This window comes from Cohnella sp. GbtcB17 (genome assembly GCF_019091135.1).
GTDB lineage: Bacteria > Bacillota > Bacilli > Paenibacillales > Paenibacillaceae > Cohnella.
In genome coordinates, this window is record NZ_JAGXJW010000002.1 from 40,394 (window position 1) to 57,626 (window position 17,233).

Genomic DNA, 17,233 nt, shown 5'->3' on the forward strand with positions numbered 1-17,233 from the left:
TTCGATCGTCCCCTTGAACATACAAAAGTGCAAGATGTCCTGAATCCATTCCCCGCTTCATTTGGTAAGCTGACTACATAGGCCGGCAGCTTGCCGCCGGACCATTCGTCGCCATCGACAAGGAGGATACAAACATGCGATTCGATCTGCCCGAGCTGTGTACGGCATCCGTCAACATCGTATTGTCCGACCGCGTTCTGCAAGGCGAGTTTTCCGACTCCGCGCCAGGGAAGCCTTATACGTTCCGAAGGGACAGACTGACCTTGTCGCTCACGGCAGACGGCGATACGGAAGTTCGGACGGTCGCTCTATATAATGAAGGAACGGAGAAGGCCGCGCTGCGGGAGATTCGACTAGCGTGGTCGGCCGCACGGCTCGGCGACCGCCTGGATGCGCGGGACTATGTCCAGCTTCATCATACCCGCGACTTCTCCGGCTCATCCGGCGTGCGGCCCGTCCATCGGCCCGCGGCATGGTCGCCGGCCGCAGAACCTTCCGGCATGGTGAGCGTGTTCTGCCATCGCCGGACGGGCGAGTGTATCCTGCTTGGCGCGCTCCCGCCTTACGGCGATTGCTTCGTCGATATCGCCGTTCTGCACGCGCAGGCCCATCGCGACGGGGCGTTCGGGCTCGGCTTCCACCTCCGCTCGCCTAGGAATGTGGCTCCCGGCGAGCGCATCGACCTCGCGCATCTGATCTTGCTGCATGGCGACGACGGCAACGCGCTGCTGTCCGCGTACGCCGACCTCATGAGGCAGCGGCTCGCCGCATCGAACTTCCAGCCGCCCGCGGCGCGGATCGGCGGCTGGAACAGCTGGGACTACTATGCTGGCGCCGTCCGGGCCGAGGACGTGCTGTCCAATGCCGCGGAGGCGCGACGGCGGTTAGGCGATGCGGTGCGGTATATCGTCATCGACGAAGGCTACGAATGCCAGTGGGGCGTCTGGGACGCCGGCTGGAAATTCCCGCAGGGGCTCGAGGCGCTCTGCGCGCAGATCCGCGCCGAAGGCTTCGAGCCCGGCATCTGGACGGCGCCGCTCATGGTGAGCGTCTATACGCCGCTGTACCGCGACCATCCCGACTGGTTCGTCGGCGACGACAAAAGCGATCCCTTCGTCGAAAATGCGGGCTACGGCAGCATGGTCCAGCTGGATATTACGCACCCGCAAGCAGAAGCGCATATTCGTGAGACGTTCGTGCGGCTTCGCTCGGCCGGCTTCACTTATTTCAAATGCGACTTCGCCCAGCTGCTGCTCGGCGCGTCCTCCTTCCACGATCCGCGCATGTCGCATGCCGGCATGATCCGGCGGTTGTACGAGGTGATCCGCGAGGCCATCGGGCCGGACGTTTACCTGCTCGCCTGCGGCGCGCCGTACGAAGCCGTCATCGGCATCGCGGACGCACACCGGACGACGGGCGACATCCACAACTACTGGAGCCATATCCGCCACAACATCCGCTCGATGCAGGCGAGATGGTGGATGCAGGGAGCGATCGGCAATACGGACCCCGACACCGCCATCGTACGCTGCGCGGACACGACGGACGACCGCCAGCTCAACCGTCGATTGGCCAAAAATCCGTGGGGACTCGGCGGCGGCTGGGCGGCCGGGCGAGAGATGAACCTGGCGGAAGCGAAGACGCTGCTGCTCGCCTGCTATGCGAGCGGAGGCGATCTTCTTCTGGGTGACGCGCTGCCCAAGCTGAACGACGTCGGCACCGGGCTGCTCGCGCGATTGCTGCGGCAGCCGCCCGTTCGGCGCGGTATCCCGCTGAACCTGTTCGCGCCGGATGGCGACGAGCTGCCGATTGTCGCGGCCGAGACGGTCGATCCGAATTTGCGGCTGCTCATCCTGTTCAATCTCGGCGACGATTACCGGACGCAGCGGATTCCGGACGACTATCTCGCGCCGGGGCTGGCATGGACGACGTTCTGGTCCGACGAGACTGTGCCTGTTCCGGGCGCCGGGGAGGTTGCGCTCGAACCGAGAAGCGCGGTCGCCTGGTGGATCGAAGGCATGGGCACTGCGGCATCGCAACCCTCGGCGACGACATAATTATCGGGCTTGCGGGCCTGCCGCCAGCTCGCCCAACAGCTCCGCGACGATGCCGTCGTAGTCGGCATCGTCGAGCGAGATCAGCTCCTCGATCCGGCGCCTCGCGTCCCGATGCAGATCGGCCGGGCTCTCCCAGCGGATGACGCTGCGCATGCGCGAATCGAGCCGCTCACGGTCGCCGCCCTCGCGGACATAGCGCGCGATGATCTCATAATCCCGGATACCCTTTTGCAGCAGCTTGTAGCGCAGGCTCAGCAGCGGCCGTCCGTCCCGGCCCGGGTAGACGAAGTTCGTGTCACCGGCCGGGAAAAAGGGGTTGTGATACGAGATTTTGCGCAGAGGGTCGGTCGGCCACACGGTATAGTTCCACCGCAGAAAGCCGTCGAGCTTCAATTGCCAGACGATCCACGGGATGGCGCGCGCCTCCAGCAGGTGGGAGGCGATGAACGTGTTCGGATGCTTGACGTCGCAGGCGACGTAATAAAGCGTCCGGCCCGTTCTGCCCTCCCTCATCTCCAGAATCTGCTCATGCTCTTGTCCAGCGCAGTCCAAAATCGGCACGTGATCGACAATCCCGTCCTCTTCCATGAACGACGCGTGGGCGATCGCGGCTTTGTATTGGAAGGAAGGGGCCATCTGGCGCATGGCGCCGAGTCGCTCGCGGAACAGCGTCAGGTCGGAAGGCTCGTCGGCCAGCACCCGTACCCGATCGATCCAGCCTCGCTCGATAAAGTGGCGCTCGAGCGCTGCGACGTACGCCTCGAATTCGCTCCGCTGCCGGATGAAGCGATACGTGCCGCTCTCCTCGTCGAAGTAGCGGATGCGCACCGCGTCCGGATGGTCCGCGATGACGCCGCCGTAGCCCGCATCCTCGTATACCCAGATGTTCAGCAAGCCGAACACCTCGATCTCGTCCTTGATGCCGTGCCGTTCGCACAGCTCCACATAACGGTCGAGCGCGCGGTAGTCATACGCCCACGTGCCGTCGGCCCGTTTCGCCACGCCGACGATACTGTACTCGAACAGGTTGGCGGGATCGATCCGGTCGTAGCAGGAGGCCTGGCCCGACCAAGGGATCTCCGAGACGACGAGCGAGACCGCCTTCTGTCCGAGCGCGGCCAGCGAAGCGACGTAAGGCTCCATGACCTCGAAGTGCAGGTCGCTCCAGAGCGGCGCGTCGTATTTGCGCGCGAGATTGGAATTGTGCTGCCACAGGTCGAGATAAAACGCCTGGTTCGCGGGCGCGTCGAGCGTCACGTCGTGTACGACGATCTCGAACTTCAGCGTAGCCTCCACCCGCTCGTCCTCGAACATGCGGCGGCGATAGACGGTGATCTCCGGATCATAGACGCCCGGCGCTGCGTCCGCGCCGATCTCCGCTTCGATCCAGACGGGCTGCACCCGCCGCTTTTCCACGCGAAGCGACGACTGCCGCAGCACAATGTCCGACTTGAGCTGCCGGTCGTCGTCCTCGACGAGTCCGACCAGGCTGGCGGAGATGCTGCCGTCCGTCAGACCCGGGACGCGGACGCTTACGCGCAGGACATCGATCGGCCCGCGCTCGTCGAACGCGGCATCTTCGCCGACGCAGACCAGCAGCTCCTCGTCCGCGTAGATCAATAGCTGCGCGGCCGCCCGGTCGCGGCGCCCGCAGGCGAGCGAGATCGCGCGATCCGGTTCGAACGGCGCGCCGAACTTGTGGAAGACGCCGAATACGTATTTGTAGCTGTCGGGGGCGAGCCCCATGGTGATGTTCATGTCCTGCAACTCCTTCGATACAAGCATGCAGACGGCGCGTCGACGCACCGTCTGCATGCTGCTTTTATTTCGTAAGGGCAAAAAGTTACTCTACAGACTTGCGGCACGGTCCATTTAGTGCCGCCGCGCTATAGCTGCTTGAAAATGCGGTACAGCATCGTCGCAGTCTCGGCTCTCGTCGCGGAGGCGTCCGGCTTCAACAGCCCGCCGCTCCCCTGGATGATGCCGGCGCCGACCATTGTACCGACGGCTTCCTTGGCGTAGCGGGAGACGTCGTCTCCGTCCTTGAACGTTGCCAGGTCCGCCGAGGCGCCGGTCAAATCAAGCTTGCCTGTAAGCTGCAGCGCTCTGGCGATCAGCACCATCATATCCTGGCGCGAGATCTCCGCCCTCGGATCGAAGCGGACGCCGTCGACGCCGTTGGTGATGCCGAGCTTCTTCACGACGGCCAGCGTGTTGTAGAAATAGTCGTCCGGCGATACGTCGGCGAAATTGCCCGCTCCGTTCACGTCCGCTTCGAGCCCGAGCATGCGCACGAGCAGCGTCATGAAGTCCGCGCGCGTGATCGGCTTGGCCGGGTCGAACGTCGCCTCGCCCGTGCCCTGGATGATACCCGCAGCGGCAAGCGTGCCGATCGCTTCGTCGGCCCAGCCGTATTTTGCGTCGACATCCTTAAAGATGGCGGCGCCCGATGTCGGTGCCGGCGTCGGTGTCGCGGACGGCGTCGGGGTTGGCGTCGGCGATGGCGTCGGAGTTGGCGTCGGCGACGACTGCGGCGGAGACGTCGGTCCCGGATCCGGCGATTGCTCCGGGCCTGGGTCCGGCGATGTCGACGGCTCCGGCGATGTTGATGGTTCTGGCGACATAGATGGTTCTGTCGACGGCTCCGGCGACGTAGACGGCTCCGGCGACGCGGACGGCTCCGGCTCCTCCGAGCCGCCCTCGAGCAGAACGCTCAGGCTCCTTACCTCGGGCGACGTCTTATCGTTTTGATCGACCGCCCGAATCGAGAATGCATACGTCGAGCCAAGCGTCAGGTCCGTCAGCGTAGCCGTATTCGTACCGGCCGGGATCGTCGTTTTCAGCGTCCCGTCCTGAAAAATCGCATAGGCCTTCACTGCCGGATCGGCCGAGCCGTCCCAGGCGAGCGTCGCCGAGTCGTCCGTCTGTGACGCCAGGCGCAGCTTCGGCGCGGGCAGACTCGTCTTGACCGCATCCGTCGGATAGATCGCTACATAATCGAACGCGTACTTGCCCGTATACCGCTGGGCCGAGAAGCGGAGCATCTCGAAGCCCTTGAGCGTAGCGCTCGTATCAAGGAACGGAATGTCGTCAACGCGATAGACGCCGGTCTCGCGGTCCACTTCGCCGCCGGCGACAGGCAGGCCGCCATAGTTTTTAAGCCCTTCCTCCTGAACGGTCAGGTCGTACGTCTTGGCGTCGAAATCGATGTCCCAGCGAATCGTCATCCAGCGATCCTTCGGCTGCTGGTAACCTTCCGCCAGACGGATGTTCGTCGAGACGCCGCTCACCATCTTCTGGAAGCCGATCCCCCCGTCCGAGAAGCCGACGAAGCCCGCAAAAACTTTGCCGTTGCCGCTCAGATCGAACAAGTAGTTGCCTACGTCGTGGTCCACCTTGGAGAACATTGTCCGCGTCTCGACGGTCAGCTTGCCGCCGCCCGTGTTCGGGATGATCTTCCGCAGCACCGGAGACGACGCATATTGGTCCGAGGACGGGAAGTAGTTGTCCAGCGCCACGAGCGCGTTGCCGCCCTCCGGCAATTCGGCGACGCTTACGGACGTGTCGCCCGTCTTCGTGTATTCCCAGCCATTGCCGTTTGCGACTTCGCCGGCCGGCCAGTTATCGAACGTGTCGTACACAGGGATGCTCACGGATTCCGGCAGCGTGACGGTGACGTCAGGTCCGTTTTTCGTTTCATTGTCCTGATTGTCCCTGGCCTCGACCTTGAACGTATATGTGCCGCCTGCCTGCAGGCCGCCGATGTCGACGGTCGTGCTATATGTCGCATAGACTACCGACATAACCGAGTCCTCGACGCGGTACACCCGGTATCCGCTCGTCTTGCCCGCGTTATCGATCGCCGGCTCCCACGTCAGCCGAACCATGTCGCTAGACAGGAACTGCGTATGAACAGCCGCATCCTCGCCCCATACCGGCGGAATCGAATCTTTCTTCAAAATACGCAGCGGCTCTGCGCCCGGCGCGACGAAGGAGCGGTTGCCGCTCGTATCGACCGCCTTGACCATAAAGGCGTATTCCTGTCCCGAAGCCAGTCCGGCAACCGTCGCTTCGTTGTTGTCGGCCGGCACCGTCAACACTTTAACGCCGTCCATGATAATTTCGTAAGCTTTGACTTCCACGTTGTCCGTGGACGGCTCCCAACCCAGGGTGATCTCGCCGTCGCCTTGGGACACTTCCTTCAGACCGGCCGGCGCGCTCGGACGCGTCTCGTCGTCGCCCACCTTGACGAGGCCGATCCAGTCCAGGTTCATGCCGCCTAGCGCATGATACATCGTCAGGTCGACGACGCCCGCGGACAGGGGCACGCCCGTCCTGATGCGAAGTCCGCGCCATTGTTCCGGCAGCGAGCCGAAGCTCTCGGTCTTGGGCACTTTAAAATAATCGATCTCGTTGCCCAGCTTCACGTACCGGATCGAATCCGTGTCGGGCGTCGTTACGTCCCAGCCCGCCACATACTTTACGACCAGGTCGTAGACGCCGTCCTCCGGCACGTTCAGCTTCCACTTGAGCGATACGCCGAGCGCATCCCAGTTGCTCACGCCTTTGCCGCCCGAGAGGAACTTGCGCGTGTCGTAAACGGTCGGCTGCTTCGTGCCCTTCCACTCGGTGTACAGCTCGGCCTCCTGCCATTCGATGCCCATCGTCTGCCGCGTCTGATCCGCATCCTGATACTGCTCCGTCTGCAACGGGTCGCCCAGGCCGATATTCGTCAGCTTCAGAACGCCGGTGTCGCCCTTCAGCAGGATCGATGCGTTGGCGTCGATGAGGCCGCTCGAGATTTTGCCGTACTTCTGGAACGAAAAGCCTTCCGGCGCTTCCAGCACTTCATAGAAGCCCTGTTCGTTGGACAGCTGTCCCCACGCGACGCTGTCTCCGTTCACGTCGCGGTACGCTTGCAGCGTGACCGAACCGGCGACGCCATCGATCTCGGTCTGCAGCGTGACCGGCGACAGCGGACCCGGCATCGGAGCGGCGTTCAGCTTGAACGCGCGCTGACCCTTTTCCACGTGCATCGTCAGCTTGTCGCCCGCGAACGTCCATTGAACCCCGCGGTTGTTCAAGCCACCGGCAACCGTGCCGCCTGAAGGAATCGCATTGCCGGTGTCGGCGTCGCGCACCGCGGTCAGTCCGTTCGCAGCCAGCGTCACTTGAACGTCCGCCTGAGCGGATACGGACAATCGGTCGCCGCCGTACGAGATCGTCGCAGCCGTATCGCTGTCGATCAGCGTCACGCCGTCCTTGACGAGCTTCGTGCCGACGACGAGCAGCGCCGAGTCGCCCTTGATCGCCGCAGCCGCGCCGTCGAACTGCACGCCGTCCGCGCCGGTGTCGACCAAGCCGCCGTCCGTCTTGCGGACGTATACCGACGTGCCGTCCTCGAACGCGAGCTTCAAATAGTCCGCGTACTCGGTAGACGTTACATTCGCAGGTGCATCGCCGCGCTTGTACGGTGCCAGCGTTGCGATCATCTTGGCCTGGTTCTCGCGCGGAGTGATGAACGCCGCGTGAATCTGCGACTTGCCGGAGAACGAGCCTGTCGGCGGATACGATACGCCGTCCGGCCCCAGATACTTCGTCTCGTAGGTCGTATGGTAGCTCTGCGCCTCCTGGCCGTAGAATTGCACCTTCAGGTTCGCGTCGCCTTTGGCGATCGTCGCGCCTTTATTATCGGGATCGATCGTCAGATTGTCGTCGGCGTGCAGGTTCCATTCGAATTGGGACCCGCCGTCCTTGTTCGTCGCCAGGTCGTCGATGACGACATAAACATCCGGACGCACGTAAATGATGTGACGGACGGCCTTGGACAAGCCGCCTTTGTACGCTGCGGTGGCATCGCCGCTCGTCGCGTCGAAGTCGGGACTCGTCACGAAGCCGAGAATTTTGCCGTCGGCCGATATATCGTCGTTCCCCTGCCCCTTGCGGCCGTCGAACGTAATCGCATTGGCAGAGTAGGTCTGCCGCGTGAAGTTGGAATGATGCTTGCTGCCGTAGAAATCATAGTAGCCGGCCTTCACGGCCAGGGATTCGCCGAAGGCGTTCAGCACGAACGAGTTCTGGTCCGACATCGTATGGTTGTACGTGCCGTACGGGCTCGACCGGAAATAAAGCGAGGTGCGGTCGGTCTCGTACAGCTCCGAATGCATGGCGACGGCGCCGGTATCCGGGAACCAGATGCCCTTCGGCAGGTCGACCGGCGGCTGGCTGCCGACGTCGTCGGCCCGGTAGAAGTAATCCGTCAGGCCGGTCGACTTGGCCCCGATCGCCTGCGCCTCCCACTTCAGCCGCGAGTTGTCGTAGATATCGGCCATGCGGGTCAGCAAGCTGACGCTAGGCGCGCCCGGCGTATATTGCGAGTCGTCCCCGAACACGCCGATCGGGCTGCCGTGCGGGAACATGTACAGCGGGTACAGGCCCTCGTTGCGCGAGAAGGCTTTGTCGTACAGATTAATCGCGCCCGAGCTCAGCAGGACGTCCATCAATTCCTTATTGGATCCGGACGACCATTGCCAGTACCCGGTCCCTTGCGACCAGGAGCCGTCCTCGCCGCCCCACGGCGGCAGCACGTTGATGAACAGCGGCACGGACAGCTTGTACCAATCGGCCGCTTCCGGAATCTCGTTCAGCATCGCGGTCGCGATGATGCCGATATAGCCGACGATCGTCCAGCCGTGCGAGTCGTAAGGGAACTTATAGAAGCCGTTATTGGTCAGATAATTCTGGACCAGCGTGTCGGTACGGGCCTTGATCATGTTGCGTACCGGCATCTTGTCGCTCTCCGACAGCAGCGGATAGAGCCAGTCGTACGCGATCGCCGAGCGATAGGCGATGGAGCGGTGCACCTGGTCGTGAATCCGGTAGCTCGTCGCGCCGTTCGGATTCCAGGTCGCGAGATTCAGCAACAGCGCCTTGGCGCGGTTGCCGTACGTAGTGTTGCCTGTCACCAAGTAGAGGAACGCTGCGTTCTGCATGTCGTTCAGCGCGTCCTCCGCCGTTTTCTTCAGCACCCCTTGCGCAGCGACGTAAGCGTCGCTGTTCGTAGGCACTTCATTGTTCATGTAAGGGAAAGTCGGATCGGCCGGCAACGGCTTGTTCGCGCTGGCGTTATACGCGGTCACGGTCTGATCGAACACCGTCTTGGAGTTGCCGGTCAGCCGCAGGTCGCGGAAGGCGGCGAGCTCGGCCGGCGTGGTCCAAACGCGCGGATGCGCGGTGGATACCTTGCTCATGAGCGTCTCGACCGCCGGCACCGCGAACGGCACGTTGTCCGCGTCGATGCGGAACTTGCGCGTCGTGCTCCAATCGGACCAAGCGCCGCTCGCCTGGTGATAGCGGACGCGCCAGTACCAGGTGCCGGCATCGAAGGTCACGGGGAAATTGTAATAGTTGAACTGGATCGCGTCGTTCTCGTGCGCGACCGTCGAGAAGGACGAATCGCGACTGACCTGGACGTCGTACTTGTCCGCTTCGGTCACGAACGGCCAGCTGAAGTCGGGCGGGTTCTGCGTCGTGACGAGGGAATCCGTCGGCCGGAACGGCATGTTCGTGCCGCCGAGCACGTTCGCGGGCCAACCCGAGTCGGCTGCCGCGGCCTTCGGCGTCATACTTGCCGGCCAACCTGCGCCAAGCAGTCCAAGCAGCATCGTGAAAGCTAATACAATTGCGGTTTGCTTTTTCAACTTCCCGTAAATCGTCACTACACTTCATCCCTTTCGATCCGAATTTGTACGATTCCGTTTTAATCCCAATTACTGTAAGCGCTTGCCATTTTTCATCGCCTAAAGGACGGCTCTCCGCAGAGAGCCGCCATCGATTCTAAACGCTTACGGATGCGATCAAATCCCGAATCGGAATCGTCTTGCGCTCAAGCCTCGACTGCTCGGCGGCGAATGCCATCATATGGCTCTGCACCGATACGTCGGCCGAAGACAAGCTGGCTCCGTCCCCCTCCCCTCGTACGAGCCGCGTGAAGTCGCGCATGATGCCCAGATCGCCGCCGCCGTGATTCAGCCCGGTCGATTCCAGATCGATCGTCTCTACGCGTCCGGTTTTAAAATCGGAAATCTCGATGGCGTTCTTGGCCATATGCGCGCGCAATTGTCCGCGGGTGCCCATAATCTTGAGCGTGCGGCCCCCGTCCGTCGTGAAGGCGGTCATCGTAAATGTCGCCGTGATGCCGTTCGCGAATTCCATCGCGACCACCTGGTGGCCGACGACGTCGTTGTCGCAGCGATAGACGCATCTGCCGTAAGGTCCGGTGCGCAGCGCCTCCAGCACGCCTTCCTCGCTCGTATCGTGGCTGATCGCGCCGCGAAGAATCCGCTCCGACACCTTGTCCTCGTTGTTCAGGTAGATATCGGGCGCATAATACGGGCATTCGTCGCTGACCGGGCAGCCGTCCAGGCAGCGATACGGCGCGCCGGGCGGCGCGTTCTCCGCCCTGAAGTGTCTGAGCCCGCCGAAGGAAGACAGCGTGTCGCAGTCCGCGCCGGCCAGCCACACCAGAATGTCGAGATCGTGGCAGCTTTTGGCGAGGATCATCGGGTTGGACTCGTCGGCTCTGCGCCAGTTGCCTCTGACGAAGCTGTGCGCCTGATGCCAGTAGCCGACATTTTCAATAAGGTCGATCGTGACGGGCTCGCCGATCCGCCCTTCGTTCAGCAGCCGTTTGACGGTCGAAAAGAAAGGCGTGTAACGAAGAACGTGGCAGATGGCGAATACCCGGTCCGTGCGCCTCGCGAACTGGCCGAGCCTTGCACATTCGCCCGGGTCGTTGGACATCGGCTTTTCGAGAAGCACGTGGTAGCCGAGCTCGAGCGCCTTGACGGCAGGGTCGTAGTGCATCCGGTCTTGCGTGCAGATGAGGACCGCGTCCGCGACGGGAGGCCCGGCGAGCAGCGCCTCCCAGCTGTCGAAGCACATGGACGGGTCGATGCCGTGCCGGTCGGCGAACGCCTCGCGCCGGATCGGGTCGGGCTCTGCCACGGCGGTAATCCGCAGCTCTCCGGGCTGATCGAGCGCGTACTGGGCGTACTCTCTGCCTCTTCCTCCGGCGCCGATGACGGCGGCCGTTACGGTTTTCATGATGTCCGGCTCCTTTTGACGCATCGATCAGCCCTTGACGGAGCCGATCATGGCGCCTTGCTCGAAGTGCTTCTGAATAAACGGATAGATGATCAGGACCGGCAAGCAGCCGAGCAGGATGATGCCGTATTTCAACGATTCGAGAATGACCTTGTGACCGTCCTTGGTCGTTGCCTCCAGCACATCGCCCGCTTGCCCGACGACGACGAGATTGCGAATGACGAGCTGCAGCGGGAACAGGTTCGGTTCGCGGATGAGCAGCAGCGCGCTCTGGAAGTCGTTCCAGATCGCAACCGTGTAGAACATGCCGATCGTCAGCAGCACCGGCTTGGACAACGGCATCACGATGTGCGTCAGCACCGTAAAGTCCGACAAGCCGTCGATGCGGCCCGACTCCTCGACCTCGACAGGCATTCCGGAGAAAAACGTCCGCATGATGATAAGCCAGACGGTAACGATCGCGTTGGGCAGCACCATCGCCCAGATCGTGTCTATGAGTCCGTAGGAGCGCGCGACCAGGTAGAACGGAATCATTCCCCCGTGAAACATCATCGTGAACACGATGTACAGCATGATCGGCTTGTAGAAAACGAGGCCCCGGCGCGAGAGCGCATAGGCGCCAGTAATCGTCAGCGCCATCGATATAAAAAGGCCCAGTATGACATAGCCGATCGAATTGCGGTAGCCGATCCACAGCCGCTTGTCTTCGAACACAGCCTGCAAGGCGTTGAACTGCAGACCTTTCGGAAAGAAGCTGACCTCGTTGCGTACGACATATTCCGGCGAGCTGATCGCGACGGAAGCCATATGCAGGAACGGGAACAGCATGGCGATCGCGACGAACAGCAGCAGCAAAAAGTTGACGACGTCGAATACGCCAATTTTCCCTGTTCTTACCATAGACTCGTTTCCCCCACTTTGCGGCTTGCGGCATTCGTTAAATAGACGAGCAGCATGGTAACAAGACCCAGGGACAAATTAATCGCCGTCGCATAGCTCATGCCGCCGCCGAGAATGCCGATCCGGTAGACGTAGGTCGTGATGATATCCGCGGTGTCCATATTGCCCGCATTGCCGATCAAAAACGCCTTGTCGAACGGAATATTGATAATGCCGCTGATGCTCATGATAAACATGATGACGATCGCCGGGATGATGCCGGGTATCGTCACGTGTACCGTCTGCTTCCAACGGTTCGCGCCGTCCATCCGGGCCGCTTCGTACAGCTGCGGATCGATGGCCGCCAGCGCGGCGAGGAAGATGATCGTACCGTAACCCGTCATCTGCCAGATATCCGACGCGATATAGATCGTCCGGAACCATTCGGGCCGCTGCAGGAAGTTGATCGGCTCGTAGCCAAGAGACTGAATGGCTTTGTTGATCCAGCCGGTGCTAGGGGACAGCAGCATGATCATAACGCTGGACAGTACGACGCTCGAGAGGAAATACGGCAGATAACTGACGGACTGCACGAATCTCCTGAACTTCTTCCAGCGCATCTCGTAGAACAATACCGCCAGCGCGATCGGCGCCGGGAAGGCGAAAATAAACTTATATAAACCCAATAAGAGCGTGTTGCGGACAATCAGCCAGGCGTCGGGGTTGCTGAGAAACATCCGGTAGTGCTTGAGACCGACCCATGGGCTGTGCCATATGCCCTTGAACAGGTTGTAGTCCATAAAGGAGACTACGATCCCGAACATCGGGACGTAGTGGAACAATAGATAGTAAAGCAGCGTGGGTAACAAAAGCAGCAAGTAGACTTTATTGCGCTTGATGCGGTAAAAAACCGATTGCTTCATGACGCTACTCCTTCCCGGAAAAGCACGGGGCCGTGCGCTGCTCGTATCGCCCGGCCCCGCTGCTTGCTATCGTTGCTTACTTCGTATTCGCGAGCTGACGATCGAGCGCCGTCTGGTACGTCGTGCGGACTTTCTCGAGATCATGCTTGCCGAGCTCCTTGATGAAGGCGTCCCATTCGGTGAGCGGCCGGTCGCCGTTGATGAACTTCGTGACTTCGCCCGTCCAGAACTTCCACAGCTGGTCGTTCGACGTCGAGAGTGCGGCCGCTTCGTCGGCGGTCAGGTTCGGACGGCTGTAGGCGACGGGGAACCGGTACTTCGGCGCCTCGACGTATGCATATTGCTCTTCCGGCTTGACCAGCGAGAGCCAGGCATTGAAGTCGAACCAGCCGTAGGTCGCAGCGGTCTGGATGCCGGAGACGACGCGCAGGTCGTTCGCTTCCTTGTAGTTGTCGTTGAACTTGCGCTTGCCGTCCACGACCGTATACGTCTCGCCTTCCTTGCCCCAGCTCTGGATGTCCTTGCCTTTCTCGGAGAAAATGTAGTCCAGATAGCGGAAGGCCGCATCCATGTTCTTGGACGTAGAGGCGACTGCAAGGCCGTAGCCCTCTTGACCGCCCTTCGGCAGGTAAGGCTTGTCGCCGGCGCCGATCGGAGGCGCCATGAACTGCAGGTGGCCGTCGGTCAGCTGGCTGTTCATAATCTCGATCTGGCCGATGAATTGGACGGTGACGAACGCCTTGTTGGTCGACATGAACTGCGTCCAAGCCTTGTAGTCCATCGTCAGCCAGTCCGGCGGGATGAGCTTTTCCTTCACGAACTTGTTGAGCCATTCGACCATCGTCTTGGCGTTCGGGTCTTCGAGACCGAACTTCATCTTGGTCGGATCGGCAGGATCCTGATAGAACTCCGGATAGATGTCGAAGGAAGGTCCGAACGTATCGAGCGTGCTCAGGCCGTGGCGGAACAGGAACGGATAGCTGTCGGGATAAATTTCCTTGAGCTTCTTGGACACCGTATAAAGTTCGTCCCACGTCTTCGGAACTTCGAGGTTGTTCTTCTTGAAGATGTCGTCGCGGTAGAACCAGACCATCTGGCTGCCTTCGCCCGCGCCGTCGTTAATGATGCTGTAGATCTCGCCGTTCGGCGACACCACGCGGGACATGACGTCCGGATGGCTGTCGAGGAACGCCTTGACGTTCGGCATCTTGTCCATATGCTTGGACAGATCCTCGAAGGCGCCCTGGGAACCGAACTTCTGAACGTCGTTCGGGAATACGGACAGCACGTCGGGCATGTCGCCCGAAGAGACGGCCAGCGCGAGCGATTCCGGACCGGTCGCGAGCACCTGCTCGACGTCGATGTTCGTCTCTTCCTTGACCCACTTCCATACGCCCCAGTCGGGCTTGGGCGGCCAGGCCGTGTTGTTTTCCGTGAAAATGCGAAGCTTCGCCGGTTCCGGCAGCGCTGCCGACGCGCTCGGCGATCCGCTTTGAGCTGCGCTGGCGGATGCGCTTGCATCGGCGGAGCTCGAGGAGCTCGCGGCCGGCTCATTATTATTGTTGCTGCTGCAGCCGCTTACGGTCAGCGCGACCGCCGCTGCGGCCGCCCATGTCCATTTCAACGATTTCATTCCGACACCCCGTCCTTTCGGATATAGTCCTAGTTGCCTTGCGACCAAGCTGCCTTGCGGCCGAACCGTCCTGCGTTGTGACCGCCGTTCGGTTCGGCACGGCGGCGTCGCCCCGGCCGTCCTTCGGCTTGCTCCCATCGTAGGCGCTCCGGGCCCGCCCGGTAAATAATCGGTTGTCTTTATAAATTGTATTTTTTTCGAGGCGCATTAAAAAAGTATTAGCTTTCCGTAAAACAGGCAAAAAAACGGCGAAAAACAGGCAAAAGCGGCGGCGGGACGGGCTTTGCCCGTTCCCCGCCGCCGCCGGCTTCATTCCCCCGAAGCGTCTTGCATGCTCTTCCGGTAATCGCTGGGCCGCAGGCCCGTGTACTTCTTGAACATCCGGTTGAACGACGCGATGTTGCGATAGCCGACCGCCTCCGCCACTTCCTGGATTTTGGAGCGGCCGCTCACGAGCAGGGATGCCGCTTCCTTGATTCGCGTCTCGTTCACATACTCGACGAAGTTTTTGCCGGTCTTTTCCTTAAAGTAAGTCGACAGGTAGCCGCTGCTGAGGTTCAGCTTTTCCGCGAGCGCGTCCAAATATATTTCCTCCGACAGATGCTCGTTGACGTAATTCATGACGAACGTCGTCACCGTATCCTTGCGATCCTTCCTGTCCTCGATCTCCTCCGCCGTCCGCCGCACCCATTCGAGCAGCAGACGCTCAAGCGCCTCGATCGTGACGCAGCCTTCGATGCGCTGCTCCGCATTCTCCAGGATGGCGTCCGCTGCAGGCGCGCCTAGCTGGTCGGCCGCGATGCTTCGGATGCGTTCGGTCGCGGATTCGGCAAAGCCGAGCCAGGCGGCCGCCGTCAGCTCGCGATCGCGCTGCTTCGCGAAGAAGCGGGTCATAAGCCGCTCCAGCACTTCGCCGTGGCCTTCCCGCAGATTCGCCCGGAATTCGGCCTCTTCTTCCTGGGTGAAGGCGATCTCGGTCTCCCTGCTCGAGGACGACGTCACGATCTGCGTCTCGTCGACGAGGCCGCGATCGTCGATCCGCTCCCGCACCTCCTTGTAGGCGGCGCTGATCTGGTCGGAGCGATCGTAGATCGACGTGACGGCGATCGTGATCGTGCCGCTGTCCCGGTCCTGATCGAACACCGTCTTCATCTCCCGCAGCAGCTCCTGCAGCGTCTCCAGCCGGTCGATGAACACCAGACTCAGAATCTGGTTGTACTCCACCTGATTTGTCAGCGCATCCGGAAATACGCGGTTGAGCTTATCCTCGATAAATACCTTCATATAGTAAAGCCAGCTGCTGAACGTCCCGCCGTCCCAGCTCGCGCCCTTTTTCTCGACGACCTGGAACATGACGAACACGAAGGGCTTGTCCGCGAACTCCAGCTTCGCGGCGTCCCCGCCGCTCCCTCCCCGGATATCCTTCAGCAGATGAATAAACGCCCACTGCCGCATCAGCTTGTTTTTATCCTGCAGCTGGCTGTTGATCAGATCGAATTCCTTGATCCGCGAACGGTACGGCGCCGTCTCGCTCGTTCCCCTGATCGAAGCGACGAGCTGCTTGAACGGGTTGTTGATGCGGGCGGCCATCAAGAGCGAGATGACGACGCTGAACAGCACGACCGCGACGACCAGCACGACGAGCGTCAGGTTCAGACGGGTCTGCGAGGCCATCTGCGCAACCGGCAGGCGATGCATGTAGGTCATGCCGCTGGCCCCGGTCATATAAAAATGATAGCGGTTGTTCAGCACAAACGCCTCTCCGCCCCGTGCCCCAAGCGTGTCGAGCGGCGGGAAAGCGCTCGTCTGCGACCTTTCGAACAACGTCTCCCCCGCCGTGCCGTAGATGACGAAGTCGTCGTTAAGCGATTGGTGGAAGGCGTCGTACATCTTGTTCGCGTTGAGAAAGACGACCATGTAGAAGTCCTTGTTGTCCGCGCGCTTGAAGATCATCGGGATGTAGTCGCCGACGACCTCCTTCCGGCCGGTGAACAGATGCGAGAAAAAGCGGTCGGCCGGAAAAATGCGATTCGTGTACGGCTCCTCGAACTGCTTGTCCCAGAACGACTTCGGATATTTCGCGCCGGCCATGAACACGTCGAACAGATTGTCGGGCGTGGTGCTCGCCGACTTGTCGATGACGAACTGATGCGACTTGGAATAAAAAACGATATCGGCGATATACAGATTCGAGTTGGACACCTGTGACAAGATGTCCGTGATAATGGCGCCGAAGTCCGAGTACTTCGGTTCCCGCTGCAGCTTCTGTACCCGGTCGCTGAACAAAAAGAGATACATCTGCTGGCGGATGATATTGAAGTGCTTTTCGTAGTTCTCCATCGTGCTGTCAAGCATGAGCGTGTTGTATTTCACGATCTCCTGCCGGACATTGCTCTTGGATACGGAAAGCGCATACGCAGTTAAAGATACGAGGAGAATGATAATGCACAAAAAGCCCGCCATGAGGCGCAAAAAAAGCGTAGTCGACAGATTGCGGAAATAACGCAGCGGCTGGAGCTTCATGATGATCATCCTGTCTGTATGGCCGGTACGCCCGGACGTCCCTCGAGGGTGTGCCGCGGGAGCTGCCTATATTTAAGTACCATCGTACGGATTCAGCTACCAAGCGATTACAT

Annotated in this window: 8 protein-coding genes; 1 reads left to right on the plus strand and 7 read right to left on the minus strand. The window is 60.9% G+C overall.

Annotated features, from left to right (window positions below; genetic code table 11):
• Positions 1 to 134: 134 nt before the first annotated feature.
• Positions 135 to 2,057 carry a glycoside hydrolase family 36 protein gene (locus tag KVT38_RS01075; protein WP_217591835.1) on the plus strand — a complete coding sequence of 641 codons (1,923 nt, stop codon included), beginning with the start codon at positions 135 to 137 and terminating at the stop codon, positions 2,055 to 2,057.
• Here KVT38_RS01075 and KVT38_RS01080 read toward each other — a convergent pair whose 3' ends face one another.
• The 7 genes from KVT38_RS01080 to KVT38_RS01110 form a co-directional block, all read right to left on the minus strand.
• On the minus strand, positions 2,058 to 3,815 hold the full coding sequence (locus tag KVT38_RS01080; RefSeq protein ID WP_217591836.1) for a DUF4091 domain-containing protein: 1,758 nt from the start codon (positions 3,813 to 3,815) through the stop codon (positions 2,058 to 2,060).
• A gap of 128 nt (positions 3,816 to 3,943) precedes the next feature.
• Positions 3,944 to 9,775, minus strand: a complete 5,832-nt coding sequence (locus KVT38_RS01085; RefSeq protein ID WP_217591837.1) for a DUF4962 domain-containing protein — start codon at positions 9,773 to 9,775, stop codon at positions 3,944 to 3,946.
• A 118-nt stretch (positions 9,776 to 9,893) separates the two neighbouring features.
• Positions 9,894 to 11,162 (minus strand): Gfo/Idh/MocA family protein, encoded by a 1,269-nt coding sequence (locus KVT38_RS01090; RefSeq protein ID WP_217591838.1) that lies wholly within the window; start codon positions 11,160 to 11,162, stop codon positions 9,894 to 9,896.
• Between the two features lie 27 nt (positions 11,163 to 11,189).
• Entirely contained in the window at positions 11,190 to 12,062 is an 873-nt protein-coding gene (locus tag KVT38_RS01095; protein ID WP_217591839.1) for a carbohydrate ABC transporter permease, read from the minus strand.
• Positions 12,056 to 12,964 carry an ABC transporter permease gene (locus tag KVT38_RS01100; protein ID WP_217591840.1) on the minus strand — a complete coding sequence of 303 codons (909 nt, stop codon included), beginning with the start codon at positions 12,962 to 12,964 and terminating at the stop codon, positions 12,056 to 12,058. Before KVT38_RS01100 ends, KVT38_RS01095 begins: the two co-directional genes overlap by 7 nt.
• A gap of 76 nt (positions 12,965 to 13,040) precedes the next feature.
• The gene (locus tag KVT38_RS01105) at positions 13,041 to 14,597 is read right to left on the minus strand and encodes an extracellular solute-binding protein (RefSeq protein WP_217591841.1); all 1,557 of its coding nucleotides are present in this window, start codon (positions 14,595 to 14,597) and stop codon (positions 13,041 to 13,043) included.
• A gap of 309 nt (positions 14,598 to 14,906) precedes the next feature.
• On the minus strand, positions 14,907 to 17,120 hold the full coding sequence (locus KVT38_RS01110; RefSeq protein ID WP_217591842.1) for a helix-turn-helix domain-containing protein: 2,214 nt from the start codon (positions 17,118 to 17,120) through the stop codon (positions 14,907 to 14,909).
• Positions 17,121 to 17,233: the final 113 nt, after the last annotated feature.

Coding starts and splice junctions, on each gene's coding strand:
- KVT38_RS01075 (WP_217591835.1), top strand. CDS start 135: ATGCGATTCGATCTGCCCGAGCTGTGTACGGCATCCGTCAACATCGTA.
- KVT38_RS01080 (WP_217591836.1), bottom strand. CDS start 3,815: ATGAACATCACCATGGGGCTCGCCCCCGACAGCTACAAATACGTATTC.
- KVT38_RS01090 (WP_217591838.1), bottom strand. CDS start 11,162: ATGAAAACCGTAACGGCCGCCGTCATCGGCGCCGGAGGAAGAGGCAGA.
- KVT38_RS01095 (WP_217591839.1), bottom strand. CDS start 12,062: ATGGTAAGAACAGGGAAAATTGGCGTATTCGACGTCGTCAACTTTTTG.
- KVT38_RS01100 (WP_217591840.1), bottom strand. CDS start 12,964: ATGAAGCAATCGGTTTTTTACCGCATCAAGCGCAATAAAGTCTACTTG.
- KVT38_RS01105 (WP_217591841.1), bottom strand. CDS start 14,597: ATGAAATCGTTGAAATGGACATGGGCGGCCGCAGCGGCGGTCGCGCTG.
- KVT38_RS01110 (WP_217591842.1), bottom strand. CDS start 17,120: ATGAAGCTCCAGCCGCTGCGTTATTTCCGCAATCTGTCGACTACGCTT.